At 68.4% G+C, this 22,539-nt stretch carries 17 protein-coding genes and 2 pseudogenes; 7 read left to right on the top strand and 12 right to left on the bottom strand.

Going from position 1 to position 22,539, the window contains the following annotated elements; genetic code table 11:
* Nucleotides 1-45: 45 nt before the first annotated feature.
* From ABZT04_RS20610 to ABZT04_RS20600, 3 genes and pseudogenes are all read right to left on the bottom strand, one after another.
* On the bottom strand, nt 46-312 hold the full coding sequence (locus tag ABZT04_RS20610) for a hypothetical protein (protein WP_356058147.1): 267 nt from the start codon (nt 310-312) through the stop codon (nt 46-48).
* Nucleotides 312-5,531: a DUF6531 domain-containing protein gene (locus tag ABZT04_RS20605; RefSeq protein ID WP_356058146.1), complete on the bottom strand. Its 5,220-nt coding sequence runs from the start codon at nt 5,529-5,531 to the stop codon at nt 312-314. The genes ABZT04_RS20610 and ABZT04_RS20605 overlap by 1 nt, the downstream gene beginning before the upstream one ends.
* Nucleotides 5,532-6,223: 692 nt before the next feature.
* Nucleotides 6,224-6,515, bottom strand: a pseudogene (locus ABZT04_RS20600) (hypothetical protein); the annotation flags it as partial.
* A gap of 30 nt (nt 6,516-6,545) precedes the next feature.
* Here ABZT04_RS20600 and ABZT04_RS20595 point away from each other — a divergent pair.
* Nucleotides 6,546-6,901: pseudogene (locus ABZT04_RS20595) on the top strand (tyrosine-type recombinase/integrase); the annotation flags it as partial.
* 7 nt (nt 6,902-6,908) lie between these two features.
* On the opposite strand, the gene sodN reads toward ABZT04_RS20595, so the two are convergent.
* A complete protein-coding gene (sodN, locus tag ABZT04_RS20590; protein WP_020123534.1) occupies nt 6,909-7,304 on the bottom strand; it encodes a superoxide dismutase, Ni in 396 nt (131 codons plus the stop codon).
* A gap of 145 nt (nt 7,305-7,449) precedes the next feature.
* Between sodN and sodX the strand changes: the two genes are divergently transcribed.
* Nucleotides 7,450-7,884, top strand: a complete 435-nt coding sequence (gene sodX, locus ABZT04_RS20585) for a nickel-type superoxide dismutase maturation protease (RefSeq protein WP_356058145.1) — start codon at nt 7,450-7,452, stop codon at nt 7,882-7,884.
* On the opposite strand, the gene ABZT04_RS20580 is transcribed toward sodX, so the two are convergent.
* On the bottom strand, nt 7,788-8,417 hold the full coding sequence (locus tag ABZT04_RS20580) for a CGNR zinc finger domain-containing protein (RefSeq protein WP_356058143.1): 630 nt from the start codon (nt 8,415-8,417) through the stop codon (nt 7,788-7,790). The two genes, sodX and ABZT04_RS20580, sit on opposite strands and share 97 nt — an antisense overlap.
* A gap of 100 nt (nt 8,418-8,517) precedes the next feature.
* On the opposite strand from ABZT04_RS20580, the gene ABZT04_RS20575 reads away from it, so the two are divergent.
* Nucleotides 8,518-9,276, top strand: a complete 759-nt coding sequence (locus ABZT04_RS20575; RefSeq protein WP_356058142.1) for a class I SAM-dependent methyltransferase — start codon at nt 8,518-8,520, stop codon at nt 9,274-9,276.
* Between the two features lie 100 nt (nt 9,277-9,376).
* Here the strand turns inward: ABZT04_RS20575 and ABZT04_RS20570 are convergent, their stop codons facing one another.
* Genes ABZT04_RS20570 through ABZT04_RS20560 form a run of 3 tightly spaced genes read right to left on the bottom strand, consistent with a single transcriptional unit; the run spans nt 9,377 to nt 12,108 of the window.
* Entirely contained in the window at nt 9,377-10,183 is an 807-nt protein-coding gene (locus ABZT04_RS20570) for an amino acid ABC transporter ATP-binding protein (RefSeq protein ID WP_356058141.1), read from the bottom strand.
* A complete protein-coding gene (locus tag ABZT04_RS20565; protein ID WP_356058139.1) occupies nt 10,180-11,118 on the bottom strand; it encodes an amino acid ABC transporter permease in 939 nt (312 codons plus the stop codon). Before ABZT04_RS20565 ends, ABZT04_RS20570 begins: the two co-directional genes overlap by 4 nt.
* A gap of 33 nt (nt 11,119-11,151) precedes the next feature.
* A complete protein-coding gene (locus tag ABZT04_RS20560; protein ID WP_356058138.1) occupies nt 11,152-12,108 on the bottom strand; it encodes an ABC transporter substrate-binding protein in 957 nt (318 codons plus the stop codon).
* A gap of 500 nt (nt 12,109-12,608) precedes the next feature.
* On the opposite strand from ABZT04_RS20560, the gene ABZT04_RS20555 reads away from it, so the two are divergent.
* The 4 genes from ABZT04_RS20555 to ABZT04_RS20540 all read left to right on the top strand — a co-directional run bounded on the left by ABZT04_RS20555 (nt 12,609) and on the right by ABZT04_RS20540 (nt 15,937).
* A complete protein-coding gene (locus ABZT04_RS20555; RefSeq protein ID WP_356058137.1) occupies nt 12,609-13,832 on the top strand; it encodes an NADP-dependent malic enzyme in 1,224 nt (407 codons plus the stop codon).
* Between the two features lie 247 nt (nt 13,833-14,079).
* Nucleotides 14,080-15,045, top strand: a complete 966-nt coding sequence (locus ABZT04_RS20550) for a zinc-binding dehydrogenase (protein WP_356058136.1) — start codon at nt 14,080-14,082, stop codon at nt 15,043-15,045.
* Nucleotides 15,046-15,158: 113 nt separating this feature from the next.
* Entirely contained in the window at nt 15,159-15,368 is a 210-nt protein-coding gene (locus ABZT04_RS20545; protein ID WP_355917422.1) for a helix-turn-helix domain-containing protein, read from the top strand.
* Nucleotides 15,368-15,937, top strand: coding sequence for a Clp protease N-terminal domain-containing protein (locus tag ABZT04_RS20540; RefSeq protein WP_356058135.1), 570 nt, complete (start codon nt 15,368-15,370; stop codon nt 15,935-15,937). Before ABZT04_RS20545 ends, ABZT04_RS20540 begins: the two co-directional genes overlap by 1 nt.
* Nucleotides 15,938-16,040: 103 nt before the next feature.
* Here ABZT04_RS20540 and ABZT04_RS20535 read toward each other — a convergent pair whose 3' ends face one another.
* The 4 genes from ABZT04_RS20535 to ABZT04_RS20520 all read right to left on the bottom strand — a co-directional run bounded on the left by ABZT04_RS20535 (nt 16,041) and on the right by ABZT04_RS20520 (nt 22,309).
* Nucleotides 16,041-17,120 (bottom strand): helix-turn-helix transcriptional regulator, encoded by a 1,080-nt coding sequence (locus ABZT04_RS20535; RefSeq protein ID WP_356058134.1) that lies wholly within the window; start codon nt 17,118-17,120, stop codon nt 16,041-16,043.
* Between the two features lies 1 nt (nt 17,121).
* On the bottom strand, nt 17,122-18,030 hold the full coding sequence (locus ABZT04_RS20530) for a hypothetical protein (RefSeq protein ID WP_356058133.1): 909 nt from the start codon (nt 18,028-18,030) through the stop codon (nt 17,122-17,124).
* Between the two features lie 188 nt (nt 18,031-18,218).
* Nucleotides 18,219-18,410, bottom strand: a complete 192-nt coding sequence (locus ABZT04_RS20525; RefSeq protein WP_168530193.1) for a DUF6104 family protein — start codon at nt 18,408-18,410, stop codon at nt 18,219-18,221.
* A gap of 86 nt (nt 18,411-18,496) precedes the next feature.
* Nucleotides 18,497-22,309, bottom strand: a complete 3,813-nt coding sequence (locus ABZT04_RS20520; RefSeq protein WP_356058132.1) for a multifunctional oxoglutarate decarboxylase/oxoglutarate dehydrogenase thiamine pyrophosphate-binding subunit/dihydrolipoyllysine-residue succinyltransferase subunit — start codon at nt 22,307-22,309, stop codon at nt 18,497-18,499.
* Nucleotides 22,310-22,539 lie beyond the last annotated feature (230 nt).

The following is a 22,539-nucleotide window of genomic DNA, read 5'->3' as shown; positions in this document are numbered from 1 at the left end:
TCCTAGTAATGGGCCGGATCGGTGACCGGCGGGGATCAGGGCGCGTCAGAAGAGGTCGAGCTCGGAGGACTCGACCGCCCCCAGGACGCGGCACTGCCCAGTCTTCCCGTCGACGGATACGTAGCCCACGCCGATGGCCATGTCCGAGAAGTCTCCACTGCGGAGGTAGGCGACCGACTGGCAGCCGAAGTAGAACGTGCCGCCCACTTGCGCGCGTTCCCCTTCCGCCAGAGCCAAGGGCACGTCGCTCGGCCCCGCCTCCTCATCCAGGAAGCGCTGAGCCAGCCTGGCCGCTTCTTCGATGCCCAGCATCAGCCCGTCCTCAGCAGCGAATAGCTCCGCCATGTCGACACATGGCTGGCATGTCCGGTCTGGCCGTCCAAGAAGATGACATCTCCCTTGACGTTCACGACGTTGAAGGCGTGCGCGAACTTGCCCTTCACTCCCACGACGATGCCACGTGCGCCATCACCGGCCGTTTTGATCTCGTTGACGATACCGGAGAGGGTGGCCCCCTTGAACTGCCGTCCGTATATGGACTCGAGGGGACCGACAGGACCGGCTTTCAGGCCGCCCGGAGCCGCAGAACGAGATCCGTCCCGCAGCAGATGATCTACCGCCACGGCACACGCGCGGCAGTTCTGCATACCCCCCTGGGGGTTCACGGCGGCTTTGAGTTCCGGGGTGATGGGCGTCTTGTAGGGAATGCCGCCGTATCCGAGCGTGACGCCTCCGCCGCCGGGCCCGAATCGCAGATTTCCGACGGCGAGTCCAGCTTCCTCCGGGAGCACAGCAGCTCGCCGCCACCCGGTGAGCCCGCCGAGCCCCACGACTGCGATCTGCTGGGCGAGTTCGTCCGCTGCGTCGGCGTACAGGTCGGCGAGCGCGTCGCAGCCCTGCTGGCGGAGCAGGTACTCGGCCCGATAGAGCCGGTACGCGGGGCGGACCGGCAGGTATTTGTCAACGAAGGCCCCGACGCCGCCGTTCTGTCCGGTGATGGCGTCGTGGGCGTCGCCCATGAACTCGAAGGGCGCCTTCAGACCCTGCAGGAAGCCGTTGCCGAAGATCTTCAGACCTTCGCCGAGGCTGTCGACCTTTCCGTTGCCGTTGTCGCCTGGTACGGGTGTCATACCGCTCGGATCGGTGTACAGCGTGGGCGTGTTGTCGGCGTAGGCGTATGCCGAGACGTAGGCGCTGTTCCGGTCGGGAGACGCCGGGTCGGGGCGGTTGAAGCGGCCGGTGCTGGTGTTGTACTGGCGGGCGTGCAGGTCGAGGTTGCCCGTGGTGGTCTCGTAGCGGGCGCCCGTGTACGACGGGGTGCTCGCGGGAGCGCCGGTGGTGACTGTGCCCAGGACGCGGGTGCCGTACGGGTCGTAGGCCCAGCGCTGGTAGAGCGTCCCGGTGCTGCCGGTGACGTCGAGCGGGGAGCCCTGGGTGTCGTGGTGGTAGTAGAAGAGCGCGCCCGCGCCGGTCTCCGTGGCGCTGGGCTGACCTAGCGGGTCGTAGCGGTACGACTGTTTGACGGCCCAGGCGCTGTCGTACTCGGTGGCCATGATCGGCAGCGGGGCGTTGGGGTCCCACTGGGTGCGGGTGGTGACCGTTCCGTCCTTGCTGGCGGTCACCTGGTTGCCACTCGGGTCGTGGTCGTAGGTGTAGTTGCTGCCGGCGACGGTGGCGGCGGAGATCTGTCCGGCCAGGTCGTAGGTGTAGGTGTCGGCGCCCGCCTTGGTCTGGTTGCCCTCGCCGTCGTAGTCGTAGGCGGTGGTCGTGGTGCCGCTGGTCGTGGACGTCAACTCGTCGGCCGCGTCGTAGACGTAGCTCGAGCCGGTTGCGCCAAGGGTTGAGGTCAGACGGTTGCCGACCTTGTCGTAGGTGTACGAGGTGGTACGGGTCGACGCGCAGCCGGTGACCCAGGGCTGCGGGTAGCAGCCGGATGTCAGGCGACCGGCGGTGTCGTACGTCTGGTCGTAGCCGCCGCTGCCCACGCTGGCCCGGGTGACGTCGACGTGGGTGGGCAGTCCGGCCGCGGACAGGGTGAGGGCGGTCTTGGTGACCGTGGTGCCTGCCTTGGCGGAGGTGACTGCGGTCAGTCGGCCGGCCCGGTCGTAGGCACGGTCCTCGGTCTCGGTGTTGGGGAGCGTGGATCGGGTCAGGTTGGCCGCGGCGTCCCAGAGGTAGTTGGTGGTGACTCCGTCGGCGGTCATCGACGATGTGCGGCCGTCGTTGTCGTAGGCGTAGGCGATGGTGTTGCCGTCGGAGTACTTGCGGGTGAGCATCTGCCCGGCGGCGTCGTAGGTGTACGCGAAGCTGCGGGTCTTGGTGAGGTGACCGGCCGCGTCGTAGCCGAAGTCCTCGGAGATCTTGGAGTTGGCGCGGGTCGTCATGCGTCCCGCGGCGTCGTAGGCGTATGACACGTCGGGGGTGCTGTCCGCGTAGTCGACCTTGGTGAGCTGCCCGCGAGCATCGAAGAGATAGCTGGTGGAGCCGACCGGGGTGGTCTTCTTGGTGAGGTTGCCCTCGGCGTCGTACGCGTAGGAGGTCGCGCGGTTGAGCGGGTCGGTGATCGTGGTCAGTTGGCGAGCGCCGTCGTAGGCGTACGACGTGGCGTGGCTGTTGGCGTCGGTGCGCTTGGTGACGTTGCCTGCCGCGTCGTACTCGTAGGCGGTCTTGCCGCCGTCGGCGGCTGTGACCGTGGTGAGTTGGTCGAGTTTGTCGTAGCCGTACGTCGTCACGCGCTTGTCGGCGTCGGTGCGCTTGGTGACGTTCCCCGCCGCGTCGTACTCGGTGCCGGTCACACCGTTGAGCGGGTCGGTGACGGTCGTGAGGTTCCCGGCCGGGTCGTAGCCGTTGGTGGTGGTGAACTGCGCCGGGTCGGCACCGGAGACGTTGCCGCGCGGATCGACCGAGGTGGCCTGGCGGCCGTCGCCGTCGTAGGTCCAGGACTCCTTGTTGCCCAGCGGGGAGGTGCGGCTGAGCAGGTTGCCGTCGGTGTCGTAGGCGTAGGTGGTGGTCTTGCCGAGCTGGTCGGTGGTGGTGCTCAGCCGGTCGTTCTTGTCGTAGACCGAGGAGACGCTCTTGCCGAGGGGGTCGGTGACCTTGGTGACGTTGTCGACCGCGTCGTAGGCGTAGGCGGTCACGTTGCCCAGAGGGTCGGTGACCTTCGTCGGCCGGTTCACGGCGTCGTACTCGGTGCTGACGGTCGCGCCGGTGGGGCCGGTGACCTTGGTGCGGTTGCCCACCTCGTCATAGGCGTAGCTCGTCGTGTAGGCGGCGGGATCGGTGCCGGAGACGTTGCCACGCGCGGAGACCGTGCTCAGCAGCCGCCCGAGCTTGTCGTAGGTGTAGGTCGTCTTGTCGCCCAGAGGGTCGGTCTCGGAGAGGAGGCGGCTGCCGGAGTCGTAGGTACGGGTGACCGACTTGCCGGCCGCGTCGGTGGTCCGCAGGAGGTTTCCGGCGTCGTCGTAGCCGTACGCGGTGGTGTTGCCTGCCGGGTCCTTGGCCGAGGTCAGTTGCTCGGCGCCGTTGTAGCCGTAGGTGGTGGTGCGGCCCAGCGGGTCGGTGGCGGTGCTGAGGAGACCGCGCCCGTCGTAGGTGTACTTCGTGGTGTAGGCGGCCGGGTCGGCGCCGGAGACGTTCCCGCGGGGGTCGGTCTTGGACAGGATGCGGCCCACACCGTCGTAGGTGAACGTCGACTTCTCGCCGAGCGGGGTGGTGACCGAAGTCCGGTTGCCCGCCGCGTCGTAGCCGTACGTCGTCACCTTGCCGCGCGGGCTCGTCACCGTGCCCAGGGCGCCCAGCGACGTGTACGTGTACGACGTCTTGCCGGCGAGCGGATCAGTGCTGGAGGTCAGCTGGTTGGCCGTGTTGTAGACGTACGACGTCTTGTTGCCGCGCCCGTCGGTGTGGCTGAGGATGTTGCCCGCGCTGTCGTAGGTCCAGCTCTCGGAGTAGCCGAGTGACGACGGCGCGCTGCGGGTGAGCATGCGTCCGGCGCTGTCGTAGGTCATCGACGTCGTGTTGCCGCGCTGGTCGGTGATCTCCACCGGGCGCAGATAGCGGTCGTAGTCGTACGAGACGGTGTTGCCGTACGGGTCGATGCTCTCCATCAGCATGTTGCCGGCGTAGATGTCGCTCCACACACCGCCGTCGGGGGCCGTGGTGTGCGCTACCCCGCTGTTGTCCCAGATGAAGTTCGTGGTCTTGCCGTTGGGATCGGTCTGGGAGTTGACCCGGCCGGTGGAGTCGTAGGTGTTGGCGACCTTGCCGCCCGCGGGATCGGTATAGGAGGTGAGTCGCTTGTCGGCGTTGTATCCGTAGGAGGAGACCTTGCCCGCCGGGTCGGTGACCCCCGTCAGCAGACCGTCCGTGTAGGCGTACGACACCGAGGTGGAGTCCGGGAGGCTCACCTTGGTGGCCTGGCCGTCCGCGTTCAGGGTGAAGCCCGTGGTGCGGCCCGCCGCGTCCTTGACGGACGACAACTTGCCCGAGGTGTACGTCAGCGTCAGCCCCTTGCCGGCGTTGTCGACGAGCGACGTGAGTTGGCCGGTGCTGTTGAAGGTCCTCGATGTGTGGTCGGGGGTGGTGATGGTGTAGGTGCTGGTGCCTTTGACGAGCTTCGCGACCGACCCCGCGGGTGTGGTGTACGTGCCGTTACTGGCCTGCGGGAACACGAACTGGGCCCCGTCATCGGCCTGATAGGTGACCTTGTCGGAGGCGATCGTCAGCTTCGTGTCGAAGGGAGTTGCCCAGCCGCGGCCGAGTAGTCCGGTCGTCGTGGAGTCGGAGCGATACGTGCGGTCGAGGGCCACTTGCTTGCCGACGCCGATCGTCTGGGCGTCAGTGAGTTGCTCGAAGAACATGCCGGTGGCCGTGCTGACCGGGTCCGCGCGGTGGGCCTGCCCGTAGCAGGAGCAGATGCCGGCCTGGGCGCCGGGGATGTCAGGGGTGTAGAACGCCTGGACCAGCGGAGAGGTGGTGCCATTCGGGCTGTAGGTACCGTCCGCACCCTTGAGGTAGATGTGGGCGTAGTAGTTCTTGCCGTCTTCGAGGTATCCGCCCAGAGTGTTCCCACCCCACCAGAAGCATTGGTCGTCGGCGTGGGGCTCGTTCGGCCACCAGCCGTAACACCAGGCTCCGTTGTCCAGTTGTCCCTTGCCCACCGGATCATCGGTGGCCTTGTTGATCTCCTGGGCATAGACGACCGTTCCTGCCTCGTTCCGGATGAGCAACAGCAGCCCTGAATAGGACGAACCGGTGCCGGAGGAGAACTGCAGGTATCCGCCGATGCTGAGCCTCCCCGGAGAAGCCAGGGCCAAGCTCGAAACCCATGCCGGATCGGCGGTTGCCGCCGCCGTGAGGGGCTGGCGCGTCGTGTTCCCCTCGGCGATGAGGCGGCGCTCGAGAGCGCTTTTGCCGGGTCTGGGGTGGGGCTTGCCCACCGGCTTCTTGGTGGGCAAGTCTCTGTAGGCGCGCATGGGTGACAGATCGTCCCGGGACTGCTTCACCTGCTTCCGGCGCTCCGTCAAGGTCATGGCCTTGGGAGGCTTCGGCCGATCGGCCTGGACTTTCTGGACGGAAGCCGAAGTCGATGCCGATGCCGATGCGGTGACGGTGTCGGTCGACTTGCCGGTCGATCTGCTGGGCAGGGCCCACGCGGGTGCGACGCCTGCGACTGCTATCAGAGCCAGGCTCAGGATCGCGATGACGAATCTTCGTGCTCGTGTGTGCACTGCGTACCCCCTGTGTTTCTGCTGTGAAGGGTGTGACGCAGTGATCCTTGGCCTGAGCACCTGTGGGTGAACCTGTTGGATGGGGGTTGGCTGAAAGCCTCGGAAAGGTGATCAGCCTGTCATTGCGAATTGCCTGGCCGCGTGGACGTGATACGCCCAACTCCATGGGAATGGCGCGAACATGCCTATTGTTGGTGGCGGGCCATCTGAATTCCTCATAGATCTCGGATGAATTAGAGGTAACTGATGGATCCGTCTTCTGTTTGTGTGACAGGAACTGTCGTCCGTGAGGGCGGAAACGGGCAGGCGAGCCTGCCCATGACTGCTGAGGTGGTTGCTGTCGCCTTCGCGTCGAGTCGGTCGGCATCTGCATTGGCCCTACCCGCGTCCGTACGGAACTTCCTGCAAGGCACCGTTGGCCGTTCCCTCGCCGTCAAGCAGCGCCTCAAAGTCGGGGGACGTGTTTACCCGCTTGACGGGGCGTCGGTCATGGCCTCTGGCAAAGAAGCGCGGCCCTCGCGGATCAGCGACTTGGGCAACTTGGCGCCGGTGTCGGTGACGACCTGGGGGCAGAACAGGCGGGTCGCGAGCTGGTCATGGGTGAGGTTGCGGTACAGCGTGGCCAGGTCGAGGTAGGCGCCTTCGGCCGGGACGACGCGGGCCTGGTAAGGACCGCGGTGAGCGCACGTGCGGCGTGCCGGTGGAGGGTGCCAGCCACCAGCGGGCGGCATTGAGTCGGGGCAGGAGCCGTAGCCAGGTGCGGCGGAAGTTCTCGCCGGCCTGCTGCCACTGTAGGTCTTCACCCGGCGCGAGTCCCTCAACTACCGCCGTTGGAAGACCGAATGGAACTGCGCTCGCAAGGCGCTCCAGACGGCGGAGAACGAGGCGGCCGAGAACGAGGGCCGCAAGCCCGTCGAACTCCCGCACATGGTGACCCACGACCTGCGCCACTTCTACGCCTCCGCCCTCATCGCCGGCGGAGCGAGCGTCAAGCAGGTCCAACTCGTCCTCGGCCACGCGTCCGCAGTCATCACGCTGCGGATCTACGCCCACCTGTGCCGGGCGAAGAAGACCGCACCCGGACCGTCATGGACGCCGTTCTCGGCGGCCTGCGGACCGGGTGCGGACAGGTAGGCGATGCGACCCGCGAAACCGCAGGTCAAACGGCCTAGCCATAGATCAAGCCTTCTTGGTCTCCCAGAAGATCTTGTCGATCTGGGCGATGTAGTCGAGCGCCTTCTGGCCCGTCGCCGGGTCGGTGGACGCCTTGGCGGCCGAGAGGGCCTTCAGGGCGTCGTTGACCAACTGGTGCAGCTCGGGGTACTTCTCGAAGTGCGGGGGCTTGAAGTAGTCGCTCCAGAGCACCGAGACGTGGTGCTTGGCGAGCTCGGCGCGCTGCTCCTTGATGACGGTGGCACGCGCCTGGAAGTGCGGGTCGTCGTTGGCGGCCATCTTCTCCTGGACGGCCTTCACCGACTCCGCCTCGATGCGGGCCTGGGCCGGGTCGTACACACCGCAGGGCAGGTCGCAGTGCGCGCTGACCTTCACCTTGGGGGCAAACAGGCGGGAAAGCATGGAGCGTTCCTTCCTCGTGATCGTCTTCTCAGGTGGGACATTACTCCCTGGGGAACCTGATTTCGCGAGTGCCCCCATGGGCTTAGGACAAAAGTCCAGGGTCGGACTCAGACTGGTGGAGGATAGGACCGGGGAGGTGCCGGGGATGCCGGAGCTGTCGCAGGAGACCGAGCGCGGGAGGGCCGTACTGCCCTTCGGGACGGCCGAGGTGACCGGGCCGTCCATGGTGCCGACGCTGCTGCACGGGGATCTGCTCGTGGTGCAGTACGGCGCGCGGATCAGGCCCGGCGACATCGTGGTGCTGCGGCATCCGTTCCAGCAGGACCTGCTGGTCGTCAAGCGGGCCGCCGAGCGCCGCGACGGAGGATGGTGGGTGCTCGGGGACAACGCGTTCGCGGGTGGTGACAGCACCGACTACGGCACCGTGCCCGAGGACCTGGTGCTGGGCAGGGTGCGCTTCCGGTACCGGCCGCCGAAGGCCGGTCAGCGCTCGCCGTTCGCGCTGGTGCGCTGGGCGCTCTCGGCCGCCAGGCCCGTCTTCCCCGACCGGTCGGCCTCCAGGCGTTTCCGGGCCCGGTAGGCGGCCACGTTGGCGCGGGTCGCGCAGCGGTCCGAGCAGTAGCGCCGGGAGCGGTTCGTCGAGGTGTCCAGGTAGGCGTTGCGGCAGGGCGCCGCCTCGCACAGGCCCAGGCGGTCGACGCCGTACTCGGTGAGATGGAAGGCCAGGCCCATCGCCGCGATCGCCGCGTAGCCGGAGGTGGCGTTCGACGGGTGGTCCGCGAGGTGCATGTGCCACAGCGGGCGGCCGTCCGCGTCCCGGTGGTTGTGGCCGGAGATCTGCGGGCTCACCGGGAACTCCAGGAGGAGCGAGTTCAGCAGGTTCACGGAGAGGGTCTCGTCGCCGCCGTCGGCCGCCTCGAAGACGGCCCGCAGCCGGGCCCGGACCGAGCGGAAGCGGGTGACGTCGGCCTCGGTGGCGCGGCGGGCCGCGTCCTTGTTGGCGGCGAACAGGTCCCGCACGGCCTCGACCGAGGTCAGGACGTCCTTGCCCCGGGCCGGTTCCTCGGTGTTGACGAGGCGTACGGCGTAGTCCGAGTAATAGGCCAGTTCCACTTGTAGTCCTTACGGAGGCGCTCTATGGTCGTGGATGCGGTCGGGTAACACCTGATCGTGCTTCCAGGGTATTACGACAGTGAGTGGACAGGGGGTCCTCATGGCGACCGGTGTCGGAACCGACTGGCAGGCCTGGCAGGAGAGCTGGGACCGGCAGCAGGAGTGGTACATGCCCGACCGGGAGGACCGCTTCTGGATCATGCTCGACATGGTCGAGGCCTGCGTCGGGCCCGAGCCGCGCATCCTCGACCTCGCCTGCGGCACCGGCAGTATCACGGCCCGGCTGCTGGCCCGCTTCCCGGACGCCACCAGCACCGGAGTCGACCTCGATCCCGCTCTCCTCGCCATCGCCCGGGGCACCTTCGAGGGCGACAAGCGCGTCTCCTTCGTCACGGCCGATCTCAAGGACCCGGAGTGGACGAAGAGGCTGCCGTACGAGTCGTACGACGCCGTCCTGACCGCCACGGCCCTCCACTGGCTGCACAGCGAACCCCTCGCGGCTCTCTACGGTCAGGTCGCGGGACTCGTCCGCTACGGCGGCGTCTTCATGAACGCCGACCACATGATTGACGACACGACGCCAAGGATCAACGCGATCGAGCGCACCCAACGTCACACCCGCATGGATCAGGCCCTGCGGAACGGCGCCCTCGACTGGGCCGAGTGGTGGCAACTCGCCGCCAAGGACCCGGTTCTCGCCGAACCGACCGCCAGACGCTTCGAGATCTACGGCGACCACGCCGACGGCGACATGCCCTCCGCCGCGTGGCACGCGCGTGTGCTGCGCGAGAAGGGGTTCGGGGAGGCCCGGGCGGTGTGGTGCTCGCCCTCGGACACCCTTCTGCTCGCCCTGAAGTAGCCCCACCCTGTGCCTTGTTGAAGGGCCGGCGGTAGGGAGAGCAGGAAGGCGAAAGGGGCGGTACGAGGATCTCGTACCGCCCCCTTCAACTGCCGTAGCGCTAGAGCACCTTGGACAGGAACCCCTGGGTGCGCTCGTGCTGAGGGTTCGTCAGGACGTCGCGCGGGTGGCCGGATTCGACCACCACGCCGCCGTCCATGAAGACGAGGCTGTCGCCGACCTCGCGGGCGAAGCCCATCTCGTGGGTGACGACGATCATCGTCATGCCGGACTCGGCGAGGTCGCGCATGACGTCGAGGACATCGCCGACCAGCTCCGGGTCGAGGGCCGAGGTCGGCTCGTCGAAGAGCATCAGCTTGGGGTCCATCGCCAACGCGCGGGCGATCGCGACCCGTTGCTGCTGGCCGCCGGAGAGCTGCGAGGGGTAGCTCTGCGCCTTGTCGGCCAGTCCGACCCGCTCCAGGAGCTGCATCGCGCGCTCCCTGGCCTGGCCCTTGTTGACACCCCTGACCTGCACGGGCGCCTCGATGATGTTCTCTGCGGCCGTCATGTGCGGAAACAGGTTGAAGCGCTGGAAGACCATGCCGATGTCCCGGCGCTTCACCGCCACTTCGCGGTCCCGCAACTCGTAGAGCTTGTCGCCCTGTTGGCGGTAGCCGACGAGTTCGCCGTCGACGTAGAGCCGGCCGGCGTTGATCTTCTCCAGGTGGTTGATGCACCGCAGGAAGGTCGACTTGCCGGAGCCGGAGGGGCCGATGAGGCAGAACACCTCGCCGGACTTCACCTCCAGGTCGATGCCCTTGAGGACCTCGACCGGGCCGAACGACTTGTGGACGCCCTCGGACTTCACCATGGGGACCGACGGGTCGGTCGTGGCGGACTCGGACTTGGTGAGCTTGTCGGTCATGCCGCTGCTCCCTTCGGACGGCCGATGGACAGCAGGTTCGCCCGGATCTTCTGCAGCGGGGTCGGCGGGAGCGCACGGCTGGAGCCGCGGGCGTAGTACCGCTCGACGTAGTACTGCCCGACGCTCAGGACGGAGGTCATGATCAGGTACCAGGCGGCGGCGAGGAAGTACATCTCCACCGGGGCACCGGAGTTCTGGCCGATGTCCTGGGCGTACCGGAAGAGTTCTGGATACTGGACGGCCGCCACGAGCGAGGTCGTCTTCAGCATGTTGATCACTTCGTTGCCCGTGGGTGGCACGATCACCCGCATCGCCTGCGGGATCACGATCCGGCGCAGCGTCTTGGCGTGGCTCATGCCCAGCGCGTGCGAGGCCTCGGTCTGGCCCTCGTCGACCGCGAGCAGGCCGGCGCGGCAGATCTCCGCCATGTACGCGGCCTCGTTGAGACCCAGGCCGAGCAGCGCCGTCAGCAGCGGCGTCATGAAGTCCGACCAGTAGTTCTTGTAGATCGGACCGAGGTTGATGTACTCGAAGACCAGGCCCAGGTTGAACCAGAGGAAGAGCTGGACCAGGACCGGGGTGCCGCGGAAGAACCAGATGTAGAACCAGGCGATCGACGACGTCACCGGGTTCTTCGACAGCCGCATGACCGCGAGGCCGATGCCGCCGACGATGCCGATCAGCATCGACAGGACCGTCAGCAGGAGGGTCTTGTAGACGCCGGTCAGGATCCGGTGGTCGAAGAAGTAGTCCGGTACGGCATGCCAGTTGATCTTGCCCTGGCCGAACGCGTAGACGATCGCGGCCAGCACGGCGATCGCGATGACGGCGGAGACGTAGCGCCCGTAGTGCCGGACCGGAATGGCCTTGACGGCCTTCGGGCCGGCCGGGGGCGTGTCGCTCGGCCCCGCCGTCTTGTCGATGTCAGAAGTCACGGATGTTGCCTCTCAGCGACTGCGGATCCGCGGTCACTTGCCGCCGTTGATGACCGACGACTTGACCGCGCCGTCCTCGGCGCCCCACTTGGTCAGGATCTTCTGGTACTCGCCGCTCTTGATCACGGCGTCCATCGCGGCCTGCAGCGCGTCCCGGAGCTGGGTGTCGCTCTTGGCGACCGCGATACCGTACGGCGCCGCCTCGACCTGGTCGCCGACGAGCTGGAAGTCCTTGCCGCCGCCCGAGGTCTTCACCGCGTAGGCCGCGACCGGGAAGTCGGAGGAGGCCGCGTCGGCGCCGCCCGAGCGCAGTCGGGTCTGGGCCTGCTGGTCGTCGTCGAAGGCCTCGACGGTGATCTTCTTGCCGCCCGTGCACTTCTTCGTCTCGGTCTTGGCGAGGTCCTCGGAGACCGTGCCGCGCTCGACCGCGAGCTTCTTGCCGCACAGGTCGGCCCAGGTGGTGATGTTCCCGGTGTCGCCCTTGCGCGTGTAGATCGAGACACCGGCGGTCAGGTAGTCGACGAAGTCGACGCCCTCGCCGACCTTCTTGCCGGTGTCGGGGTCGACACCGTCCTGGCGGTTCTTGTTGTCGGTCATCGCGGACATGGCGATGTCGTAGCGGTTGGACCGCAGACCGGTGAGCAGCGCGTCGAAGGTGCCGTTCTCGAACTGGAACTTCACCCCGAGCTGCTTGCCCATCGCGGCCGCGAGGTCCGGGTCGAGGCCCACGACGTTGCCGGCGTTGTCCTTGAACTCGACCGGCGCGTACGCGATGTCCGAGCCGACCTTGACGACGCCCGCGCTGCGGATCGAGGCGGGGAGCTTGCTCGCCAGGGGCGCCGAGCTGGTGGACGCGCTGCTGGAGTCGCTGTCCTTCTTGGTCTGGTCACCGCAGCCGGTGAGCAGCAGGGCGCCGGCGACCGCGATCGCACCGACCGCTGTGAGCCGGGTGTGCGCGGCGGTCGTACGACGGGTGAAGCTTGCGGTCATGGTGGATTCCTCCGGCGGATGGATGGCGGTGCCGACGGGTCGACGAGAACACACACCTTCGGGTGTCGCGACCTCGTGTGATTAGGGCATCTTGCCATTCGGACTGAACCATTCAGGGGACCCGCTATGTCAAAATCGGATAACGGGTGACCCCCGAATCGCATCAGGTCGGTACATCAGGACGGCCTCGGCCCGGACCATCTGCGGGAATCACTCCCTCCGGCCGGAAGATCTTCAGCATGTCTCGCCATGTGATCGATCATCGTTCCGCCTTCGGCGGACGAGATGTGACCTTGCGCCTATTGGACTCGTCGTCGGTGCGGTCCGTCCGGTAAGAAGGTTCTTTACACCCCTCATCCGGGGCTCAGGGCGCGTGTGCGGCGCGCCCGTCGCGCAGATGCTCGTACGCATCAACTCTCAGGGCTCTGCGCGGTGCCCGCCCACCCCTCACCAGGGAGTGGCCACCCTCAAATCAATGAAGACCTAAGGGGTAAGACAAAGTGGCAGCGGAGATCGTCAATCCTCGCAGCGACAGCAGTACGGATCAGGACGGCGGGGCCGAGCCCCTCGATTCCTTCGATCCGGCGTTCGCGCTGCACCGCGGCGGCAAGATGGCCGTGCAGGCCACCGTGCCGATCCGCGACAAGGACGACCTGTCCCTCGCGTACACACCCGGCGTCGCGCGCGTGTGCACCGCGATCGCGGAGCAGCCGGAACTCGTCCACGACTACACCTGGAAGTCGTCCGTGGTCGCCGTCGTGACGGACGGCACGGCCGTGCTCGGACTCGGCGACATCGGGCCCGAGGCCTCCCTCCCCGTGATGGAGGGCAAGGCGATCCTGTTCAAGCAGTTCGGCGGCGTGGACGCGGTGCCGATCGCGCTGGACTGCACCGGCGTCGACGAGATCATCGAGACCGTGGTGCGGCTCGCCCCCTCCTTCGGGGGCATCAACCTGGAGGACATCTCGGCGCCGCGCTGCTTCGAGATCGAGCGCGAACTCCAGGAGCGCCTCGACATCCCGGTCTTCCACGACGACCAGCACGGTACGGCGATCGTGACGCTGGCCGCGCTGCGCAATGCGGCGAAGCTGACCGGGCGGGAGCTGGGCGACCTGCGGGCCGTCATCTCCGGCGCGGGCGCGGCCGGGGTCGCCATCGCCAAGTTCCTGCTGGAGGCGGGGCTCGGCGACGTGGCCGTCGCGGACCGCAAGGGCATCGTCTCCCGCGACCGCGAGGACCTGACGCCGGTCAAGCGCGAGCTGGCCGAGCTGACGAACAAGGCGGGCCTGGCGGGCTCCCTGGAGGACGCCCTGGCGGGCGCGGACGTCTTCATCGGCGTCTCCGGCGGTACGGTGCCGGAACCGGCGGTGGCCTCGATGGCCGAGGGCGCGTTCGTCTTCGCCATGGCCAACCCGAACCCCGAGGTGCACCCCGATGTGGCGCACAAGTACGCGGCGGTCGTCGCGACGGGCCGGTCCGACTTCCCGAACCAGATCAACAACGTGCTGGCGTTCCCGGGCATCTTCGCGGGCGCGCTCCAGGTGCGGGCGTCCCGGATCACCGAGGGCATGAAGATCGCGGCGGCCGAGGCGCTGGCCGGCGTCGTCGGCGACGACCTCGCCGCGGACTACGTCATCCCGTCACCGTTCGACGAGCGCGTCGCCCCGGCGGTCACGGCGGCGGTCGCGGCGGCGGCGCGGGCGGAGGGTGTTGCCCGGCGATGAGTTGAATTCGGCCCCGCCCGTTGTGGGCGGGGCCATTTTCTTTGCCCACCCTCTCACCCGTTCGGGTGATTGAGAGGTAGGCGTTTTACGTGGGGGCCGGTGTCGTTCGGCGGCCGCCGAATCTGATCGGCGCGGGTCGGCAATCTCAGCCAGACGGTCACCCAAACACCCCCGCCCCTGACAAGAGGGCATGTGTCACACCGCGAGGTAGTTCCCCGCGCAACCGGCGGAGCCTATCGTCAAGGTCATGTTCGCCGTCTACGCCGCCCGAATCGACCGCGACCAGCCGCTCTCCGGCCTTGAGTTGGGGGAGCGTCCCGCCCCTGAGGCCCGGCCGGGCTGGAGCACGATCGACGTCAGGGCCGCCTCCCTCAACCACCATGACCTGTGGTCCCTGCGCGGCGTCGGCCTCGCCGAGGACAAGCTGCCGATGATCCTCGGCTGCGACGCCGCCGGCGTCGACGCGGACGGCAACGAGGTCGTCCTGCACTCCGTCATCGGCCAGACCGGTCACGGCGTCGGCCCCAGGGAACCCCGTTCCATCCTCACCGAGCACTACCAGGGCACCTTCGCCGAACAGGTCGCCGTACCGACGTGGAACGTGCTGCCGAAGCCGAAGGAGCTGTCCTTCGCGGAGGCCGCCTGTCTGCCTACGGCCTGGCTGACGGCGTACCGCATGCTCTTCACCAACTCCGGTGTACGGCCCGGCGATTCGGTGCTCGTGCAGGGCGCTGGCGGCGGTGTAGCCACGGCCGCCATCGTGCTCGCCAAGGCGGCCGGGCTGCGGGTCTTCGCGACCAGCCGGGACGAGGCCAAGCGGAAGCGGGCGGTGGAACTGGGCGCCCTGGAGGCGGTCGAGCCGGGCGCACGACTGCCGCAGCGCGTCGACGCCGTCATCGAGACCGTCGGCGCCGCCACCTGGTCCCACTCGGTCAAGTCGCTGAAGCCAGGCGGCACACTGGTCATCTCCGGTGCCACGAGCGGCGACCGTCCCTCGCACGCCGAACTGACCCGCATCTTCTTCCTCGAACTCAAGGTCGTCGGCTCGACCATGGGCACCAAGGACGAGCTGGAGGACCTGCTCGCCTTCTGCGCCGCGACCGGTGTCCGCCCGGTCATCGACGAGGTGTTCCCGCTGGACCGGGCCCGCGAGGGCTTCGAACGGCTCGACTCCGGCGACCAGTTCGGCAAGATCGTGCTCACGAACGGCTAGCACCGCACCCCCTTCCTTCTGTCCGGCTCACGGCCGGCCCGGTTTCCGGGCCGGCCGTCGGCGTATGTCAACTTCGATTGACAGATGGGGGTCTGTCAACGTAAGTTGACGTCATGACCGAAGCAACGGATCTCGCCCAACGCGCGGGTGACCGTGATCCACGGGTCGGCCTTCGTGCCGTGTCCGCGCTGCGCCGACTGCTGGAGCAGTTGGAGGCGGTGCAGGTGCGCAGCGCGCGCAACCAGGGCTGGTCGTGGCAGGAGATCGCCGCGGAACTCGGTGTCAGCAGGCAGGCCGTCCACAAGAAGTACGGGAGGCAGTGATGTTCGAACGGTTCACGAAGGACGCCCGGGCCGTGGTGCGGGGCGCGGTGGAGCACTGCGAGCGGTCGGGGGCAGGGGCCGTCGAGGCCGAACACCTGCTGCTGGCCCTCCTCGACCGCCGGGGCAGCCGGGCCTCCTTCGCCCTGACCGCCCTCGGCCTCGCCGCCGAGGAACGCAAGGAGTCCGTACGACAGGCTCTGGGCGACGCGCGCCGACGGGCCGGGCTCTCCCAGTCCGAGGCCGACGCCCTCGCGGGGCTCGGTATCGACGTCTCGGAGATCGTCGCCCGGGTCGAGGAGGCGCACGGCGCCGGGGCGATGTCCGGCGACCGCAAGGACAAGGAGTGGTGGTCTGGCCGGCGCACCTTCGGCCGCGGCGCCAAGAACGTCCTGGAGAAGTCTCTGCGCATCGCCGTGGCCCATCGCGACCGGCACATCGGCGACGAGCATCTGCTCCTCGCCCTGACCATCCTCCCCGGTGTGCCGGGCGAGGTGCTCGCCGATCACGGGGTGACCCACGAGGCGGCGACGCGTGTGCTGTACGGCGGGGGAGAGGCGAAGGCGGGCTGAGGGGCGGGGCGGTGCGCCTTGGGATGATGTCCCGGCGCACCGCCTGCGGTCCGGCCCCGTCTGTTCCGGTCCGGCCGACGTCGGTATCGGCGTCGGCGTTGACTCAGGAGATACGCCCGCCCCGCAGCACCGCCCCGATGTGCGCCGCCGCCGCCGACAAGTGGCGGCGGGTGTCGCGGAGTTGGTCTTCGGTGACGCCACGGTCGCGGGCCGCGTCGCGGATGTCGTCCCGGAAGCGGTCGAGGAGCCGGTCCAGGTCGCGGGCCGGGTCGCCGGTGGAGTCCTCGTGGGCCCAGGCCGGTTCGTACTCCGCGGGGAAGTCCTCCGGGGTCTGGCTGTACTCGGGCGCCGGTGTCGGGGCTGACTTGCCCGCCCCGGTCCCCGCACCCGCCCCCGGCCGACCGAACCCGAAGTCCTTGCCGAAGCCCTTCCCGAAGTCGCCGAATTCCTTGGCCAGTTCGGTCAGGCTCTCGCGCACTCCCGTGGGCCAGTCACCGCGCGCGAAGTGGTCCTGGGCGTGCTCCTGGACCTGGCGGCCGATGCGCTGCATCTCCTCCTGGGCCTGCGCCCACGCCCGGGCCTGCGCCTCCTTGGCCTGACGCCGGGCCTGCTGGGCCTCCTCGCGGGCCCGCCGGCTCTCGTCCTTGGCGCGCCGGGCCTGCTCCTTCCACTCCTGCTTGGCGCGGCGCATCTCCTCCTTGGCGGCGCGCCACGACTCCTTGTCGCCGAGATCCGTGAAGTCCCCTGCGGGACTGTCGTGTTCGCCCGGGCGGCCCCGTCCGGTCCCGGCTCCCCGCTGTGCCTCGGTGGCCGCCGCGCGCATCTCGCGCCGTAGATCGCCCGCCGCCCCGCGGACGTCGGCCCGGATCTCGGCGGCCAGTTCGGCGACCGACTCGCGGATCTCCAGCTCCAGGTCGGCCAACTCGCCGCTGCGATCGGCCAGTTCGGCGCGGCCGGCGTCCGTGATGGCGTACACCTTGCGGCCGCCCTCCGTGGTGTGGGTGACCAGGCCCTCGGCCTCCAGCTTGGACAGGCGCGGGTAGACGGTGCCCGCCGACGGCGCGTACAGCCCCTGGAAGCGCTCTTCCAGGAGGCGGATGACCTCGTAGCCGTGGCGGGGGGCCTCGTCCAGCAGCTTCAGCAGATAGAGGCGGAGGCGGCCGTGGGCGAAGACGGGGGGCATGTCAGAGCACCTTCTTGTCGGTCGAAACGGAATTGTCCCCCGACTCGCCCCGAACCCCGTCCCCAGGGGTGTCCGCCTCCCACGGCCCGTCCTCGTCCTCGTCCTCAGCCGCCGGGCGGCGCAGCAGGGCGATCGAGCCGGAGACGGTGGTGGCCCGCAGCTTCCCGGTGCCCGCGCCCAGGCGACCGGTGATCTTGTGGGCGCCCCACTGGCCGTGCACCCGCAGTCCGTCGAAGGCGTTGGAGATCGAACCGCTCGCCGTGTTCGCCTCGACGTCCGCGTCCGCCGGGTGCGGCAAGCGGATGGCGATCTCGCCCGAGACATTGCTCAGTCGGACGTCGGTCGGGCCGTCCGGGTCGAGGTCCACGATCATGGAGCCGCTCACCGACTCGGCGCGCACGGAGGGCCCCGAGCCCTCGACGACGGTGAGGTCGCCGGAGACGGAGTGGAACCGGAGGTCGCCGGTGACCGCCTGGGCCTCCAGGTTTCCCGAGACCGTCTCGGCGCGGACCGGTCCGGAGAGGCTGACCAGGGTTGTGTCGCCCGTGACGCCACGCACCAGCGAGTGTCCGCTGATCCCGGAGACGACGGCGGCGGCGCCGACCACCCCGACCTCGACCCGGGTGCTCGTGGGAACGGCCAGGGAGACCACCGCGCTGCGCCGCCAGCCCTTCCGGTCGAACCACTTGAGGAAGCCCTTCCAGGGCAGGTCCTCGTACGCCACCGTCAGCGTGCCGCGCTGCTGGGTCACCACCAGGGGCGGCCCGTCGATCTCGGAGACTTCGAGACGGGCGGAACTCTCGTCGGTCCCCACGACGTTCACCGTTCCGTTGACGATGCGCACGTGGAGATCTCTCACGGGCTCGTCGAACGTGAGCTTCCTGGGCTCTGCGACGGACCACTCGGACATGATGCGGACCTCCTCGACCAGACGGACGGGACACGACGCGCCATATCGCGTCTTCCGTGAAACACGATATATCGTGGATCCCGAAAGTCAAGACACCCGATCAGGTGGTCCCGCGCACGGCAACGGCACCCCGGGCCGCGCCCGGGGTGCCGTGAAGTCGCAGAGGAAGGAGACGAAGCGAGAACGGACTACTCGTCGTCGTCTTCGTCGTCTTCGTCGTCCAGCCGGGCCAGCCAGGTCGCCAGGCGTTCCACCGGGACCTCGAAGTCGGGGTTCAGATCGACGAACGTCCGGAGCTGCTCGGCGAGCCACTCGAAGGTGACCTCTTCCTCGCCGCGCCGCTTCTCCAGTTCCTCGATGCCACGGTCCGTGAAGTACATGAGGTCAAGGATAAGTGCGCGCAAACGGCCGGGCCGCACCCCCGGAGTGGGGGTGCGGCCCGGCCGTCGGCGAGGGTGCGGGGCGGTTACGCCTCGAACACCTCACGCACCAACTGCTCCTGCTCGGCCTGGTGCCGCTTGGCGGAACCGACGGCCGGGGACGAGCTGTGCGGACGCGAGATCCGCCGCAGCCGCTCGCCGTGCGGGACGTCCGCGCCGACCGCGAGGTCCAGGTGGTCGATCAGGTTGAGGGCGATGAACGGCCAGGCGCCCTGGTTGGCCGGCTCCTCCTGGGCCCACAGGTACTTCTCGACGTTCGGGTACTTGTTGACCTCCGCCTGGAGCTCCGCACCCGGCAGCGGGTACAGGCGCTCGACGCGGATGATCGCCACGTCCGTGGTGCCGCGCTTGGTGCGCTCGGCCTCCAGGTCGTAGTAGAGCTTGCCCGTGACGAAGACGACCTTGCGGACGGACGCGGGGTCCGTCACCGTCTCGTCGCCGATGACCGGGCGGAACTGACCCGACGTGAACTCCTCCGTCTTCGACGCGGCGGCCTTCAGGCGCAGCATCGACTTCGGGGTGAAGACCACCAGCGGCTTGTGGTGCGGGTTGTGCACCTGCCACCGCAGGAGGTGGAAGTAGTTCGACGGGAGCGTCGGCATCGCGACCGTCATGTTGTTCTGGGCGCAGAGCTGGAGGAAGCGCTCGACGCGGGCCGAGGAGTGGTCCGGGCCCTGGCCCTCGTAGCCGTGGGGGAGGAGCAGGGTGACGCCGGACGTCTGGCCCCACTTCTGCTCCGCCGCCGAGATGTACTCGTCGACCACGGACTGCGCGCCGTTGACGAAGTCGCCGAACTGCGCCTCCCACATCACCAGCGCGTCCGGGCGGGCCAGCGAGTAGCCGTACTCGAAGCCCATGACCGCGTACTCGGAGAGCAGCGAGTCGTAGACGTTGTAGCGGGCCTGGTCCTCGGAGAGGTACTGGAGCGGGGTGTAGTCCTCGCCCGTCTGGCGGTCGATGAGGACCGCGTGACGCTGGCCGAAGGTGCCTCGGCGGGAGTCCTGGCCGGAGAGGCGCACCGGGGTGCCCTCAAGGAGCAGGGAGCCGATGGCGAGGGTCTCGCCCATGCCCCAGTCGATCGTGCCGTCCTCGACCATCGTCGCCCGGCGCTGGAGCTGGGGCAGCAGCCGCGGGTGGACGTGGAAGTGGTCGGGGATGTTGACCTGGGACTCGGCGATCCGCTTGACGACCTCCGAGGAGATCGCGGTGGAGACCGCGACCGGGAACTCGGCCTGCGGGTCCGACAGCGGGGCGGCGCCGGGCTGCGCGGTGGCCTCGCGGACCTCCGTGAAGACCTTCTCCAGCTGGCCCTGGTAGTCCTGGAGAGCCTGTTCGGCCTCTTCCAGGGTGATGTCGCCGCGACCGATGAGGGACTCGGTGTAGAGCTTGCGCACCGAGCGCTTCTTGTCGATCAGGTCGTACATCAGGGGCTGGGTGAAGGCCGGGTTGTCCGACTCGTTGTGACCGCGGCGGCGGTAGCAGATGAGGTCGATGACGACGTCCTTGTTGAACGCCTGGCGGAACTCGAAGGCCAGGCGAGCGACGCGGACGACGGCCTCGGGGTCGTCGCCGTTCACGTGGAAGATCGGGGCCTCGATCATGCGCGCCACGTCGGTGGCGTACATCGACGAACGCGACGACTCGGGAGCCGCCGTGAAGCCGACCTGGTTGTTGATGACGATGTGGACCGTGCCGCCGGTGCGGTAGCCGCGCAGCTGCGACATGTTGAGCGTCTCGGCCACCACGCCCTGGCCCGCGAAGGCCGCGTCACCGTGCAGGGCGACCGGCAGGACGGTGAAGTCCGTGCCGCCCTTGTTGATGATGTCCTGGCGGGCGCGGACGATGCCCTCGATGATCGGGTCGACCGTCTCCAGGTGGGACGGGTTCGCCGCCAGCGTGACCTTGATCTGCTCGCCGTCCAGGCCGGTGAAGGTGCCCTGGGCGCCCAGGTGGTACTTCACGTCGCCGGAGCCGTGCATCGACTTCGGGTCGAGGTTGCCCTCGAACTCGCGGAAGATCTGGGCGTACGACTTGCCGACGATGTTGGCGAGCACGTTCAGGCGGCCTCGGTGGGCCATGCCGATGACGACCTCGTCCAGGCGGGACTCCGCCGCGCTGTCGATGACCGCGTCGAGCAGCGGGATGACGGACTCGCCGCCCTCCAGGGAGAAGCGCTTCTGGCCGACGTACTTCGTCTGCAGGAAGGTCTCGAAGGCCTCCGCCGCGTTCAGCCGGCGCAGGATGCGCAACTGCTCCTCGCGCTCCGGCTTGGAGTGCGAGCGCTCGATGCGGTCCTGGATCCACTTGCGCTGCTTGGGGTCCTGGATGTGCATGAACTCGATGCCGGTGGTGCGGCAGTAAGAGTCGCGCAGCACTCCCAGGATGTCGCGCAGCTTCATCAGCGACTTGCCGGCGAAGCCGCCGACCGCGAACTCCCGCTCCAGGTCCCACAAGGTGAGGCCGTGCTCGGTGATGTCCAGGTCGGGGTGCTTGCGCTGGCGGTACTCCAGCGGATCGGTGTCGGCCATGACGTGGCCGCGGACCCGGTAGGAGTGGATCAGCTCGAAGACGCGGGCGGCCTTGGTGACGTCGTCGTCGTGGCTGGCGTCGATGTCCTTGAGCCAGCGGACCGGCTCGTACGGGATGCGCAGCGCCTCGAAGATCTCGTCGAAGAAGCCGTTCTCACCGAGCAGGAGGTTCGCGACGATCCGCAGGAACTCGCCGGAGGCGGCGCCCTGGATGACCCGGTGGTCGTAGGTCGACGTGAGCGTCATGACCTTCGAGATGCCGAGCTTGTTCAGGGTGTCCTGAGAGGTGCCCTGGAACTCCGCCGGGTAGTCCATGGAGCCGACGCCCATGATGACCGACTGGCCGGGCATCAGGCGGGGGACGGAGTGGACCGTGCCGAGACCGCCCGGGTTCGTCAGGGAGACCGTCACGCCGGTGAAGTCGTCCATCGTGAGCTTGCCCTCGCGGGCGCGGCGGACGATGTCCTCGTAGGCCTGCCAGAACTCGAAGAAGTTCAGCGTCTCGGCCTTCTTGATGCCGGCGACGACAAGCTGGCGGTCGCCGTTGGGCTTCACCAGGTCGATGGCGAGACCGAAGTTGACGTGCTCCGGCTTGACCAGGGTCGGCTTGCCGTCCTTCTCCTGGAAGGAGTAGTTCATCGACGGCATGGCCTTGATGGCCTGCACCATCGCGTAGCCGATGAGGTGGGTGAAGGAGATCTTCCCGCCCCGGGCGCGCTTCAGGTGGTTGTTGATGACGATGCGGTTGTCGAAGAGCAGCTTGACCGGGACCGCGCGCACGGACGTGGCCGTGGGCACCTCGATCGAGGCGTTCATGTTCTTCGCGACCGCGGCGGCGGGGCCGCGCAGCGTGACGAACTCGGGGCCACCGGGGGCCTCGGTCGCGGGCTCGGCCTGCTTCGGCTTCGCGGCCGGTGCCGGAGCGGCGGCCTTCGCGGGCGCCGGGGCGGCGACGGGAGCCGGTGCCTGGGCGGGCGCGGGTGCCGGGGCCGGAGCGGCGGCTGCGGGCGCCGGCGTGGGGACCGCCGGAGCAGCGGGCGCCGCGGGGGCGGCCGGGGCCGGTGTGGAGGTCGCTGCGGCCCCCGCGGCCGCAGTACCCGCCGAGGTCGGGGCGGCGGCTGCCGCGCCCGGCTTGTAGTCGGCGAAGAAGTCCCACCAGGCTCGGTCGACCGAGTTCGGATCCTGGAGGTACTGCTGATAGATCTCGTCGACGAGCCACTCGTTGGGACCGAACGCCGCCGCGGGATTCTTACCCGCGGCTTGGTCGGACTCGTTCGAGATGGTCGAGTTACTGGGGGACTGTGACGACACGGCGGCAACCGCCCTCTTCCGCTTCACAAGGTGATGGACAGCGGGAATTAAGGCTACGCCCCCCTGACCGCCAAGGTCAGGTCGGGCCGGTGCATCGTCGCGTAAGTCACACCGGAAAGTGGGTTTCGCGGGCCGAAATGGCGGGAAACAAGCGTGGTTCCAGTGCACAAGGGGCGCACGGAGGCAGGGAGGGCGCACGAACGGCGCGGGCCTGTGCCTGATCACACGTG

Source organism: Streptomyces sp. NPDC005492 (assembly GCF_040605995.1).
In the GTDB taxonomy this organism is placed as follows: domain Bacteria; phylum Actinomycetota; class Actinomycetes; order Streptomycetales; family Streptomycetaceae; genus Streptomyces.
Note: the sequence above shows the minus strand (reverse complement) of the source record. Positions and strands in the feature narration are given on the sequence as shown.

Excerpts from the sequence above, each read along its gene's own strand:
- ABZT04_RS20550 (WP_356058136.1), top strand. The coding sequence starts at position 14,080 with ATGTTCGCCGTCTACGCCGCCCGAATCGACCGCGACCAGCCGCTCTCC.
- sodN (WP_020123534.1), bottom strand. The coding sequence starts at position 7,304 with ATGCTTTCCCGCCTGTTTGCCCCCAAGGTGAAGGTCAGCGCGCACTGC.
- ABZT04_RS20525 (WP_168530193.1), bottom strand. The coding sequence starts at position 18,410 with ATGTACTTCACGGACCGTGGCATCGAGGAACTGGAGAAGCGGCGCGGC.
- ABZT04_RS20540 (WP_356058135.1), top strand. The coding sequence starts at position 15,368 with ATGTTCGAACGGTTCACGAAGGACGCCCGGGCCGTGGTGCGGGGCGCG.
- ABZT04_RS20605 (WP_356058146.1), bottom strand. The coding sequence starts at position 5,531 with ATGACCTTGACGGAGCGCCGGAAGCAGGTGAAGCAGTCCCGGGACGAT.
- ABZT04_RS20560 (WP_356058138.1), bottom strand. The coding sequence starts at position 12,108 with ATGACCGCAAGCTTCACCCGTCGTACGACCGCCGCGCACACCCGGCTC.
- ABZT04_RS20535 (WP_356058134.1), bottom strand. The coding sequence starts at position 17,120 with ATGCCCCCCGTCTTCGCCCACGGCCGCCTCCGCCTCTATCTGCTGAAG.
- ABZT04_RS20545 (WP_355917422.1), top strand. The coding sequence starts at position 15,159 with ATGACCGAAGCAACGGATCTCGCCCAACGCGCGGGTGACCGTGATCCA.
- sodX (WP_356058145.1), top strand. The coding sequence starts at position 7,450 with ATGCCGGAGCTGTCGCAGGAGACCGAGCGCGGGAGGGCCGTACTGCCC.
- ABZT04_RS20575 (WP_356058142.1), top strand. The coding sequence starts at position 8,518 with ATGGCGACCGGTGTCGGAACCGACTGGCAGGCCTGGCAGGAGAGCTGG.
- ABZT04_RS20570 (WP_356058141.1), bottom strand. The coding sequence starts at position 10,183 with ATGACCGACAAGCTCACCAAGTCCGAGTCCGCCACGACCGACCCGTCG.
- ABZT04_RS20530 (WP_356058133.1), bottom strand. The coding sequence starts at position 18,030 with ATGTCCGAGTGGTCCGTCGCAGAGCCCAGGAAGCTCACGTTCGACGAG.
- ABZT04_RS20610 (WP_356058147.1), bottom strand. The coding sequence starts at position 312 with ATGCTGGGCATCGAAGAAGCGGCCAGGCTGGCTCAGCGCTTCCTGGAT.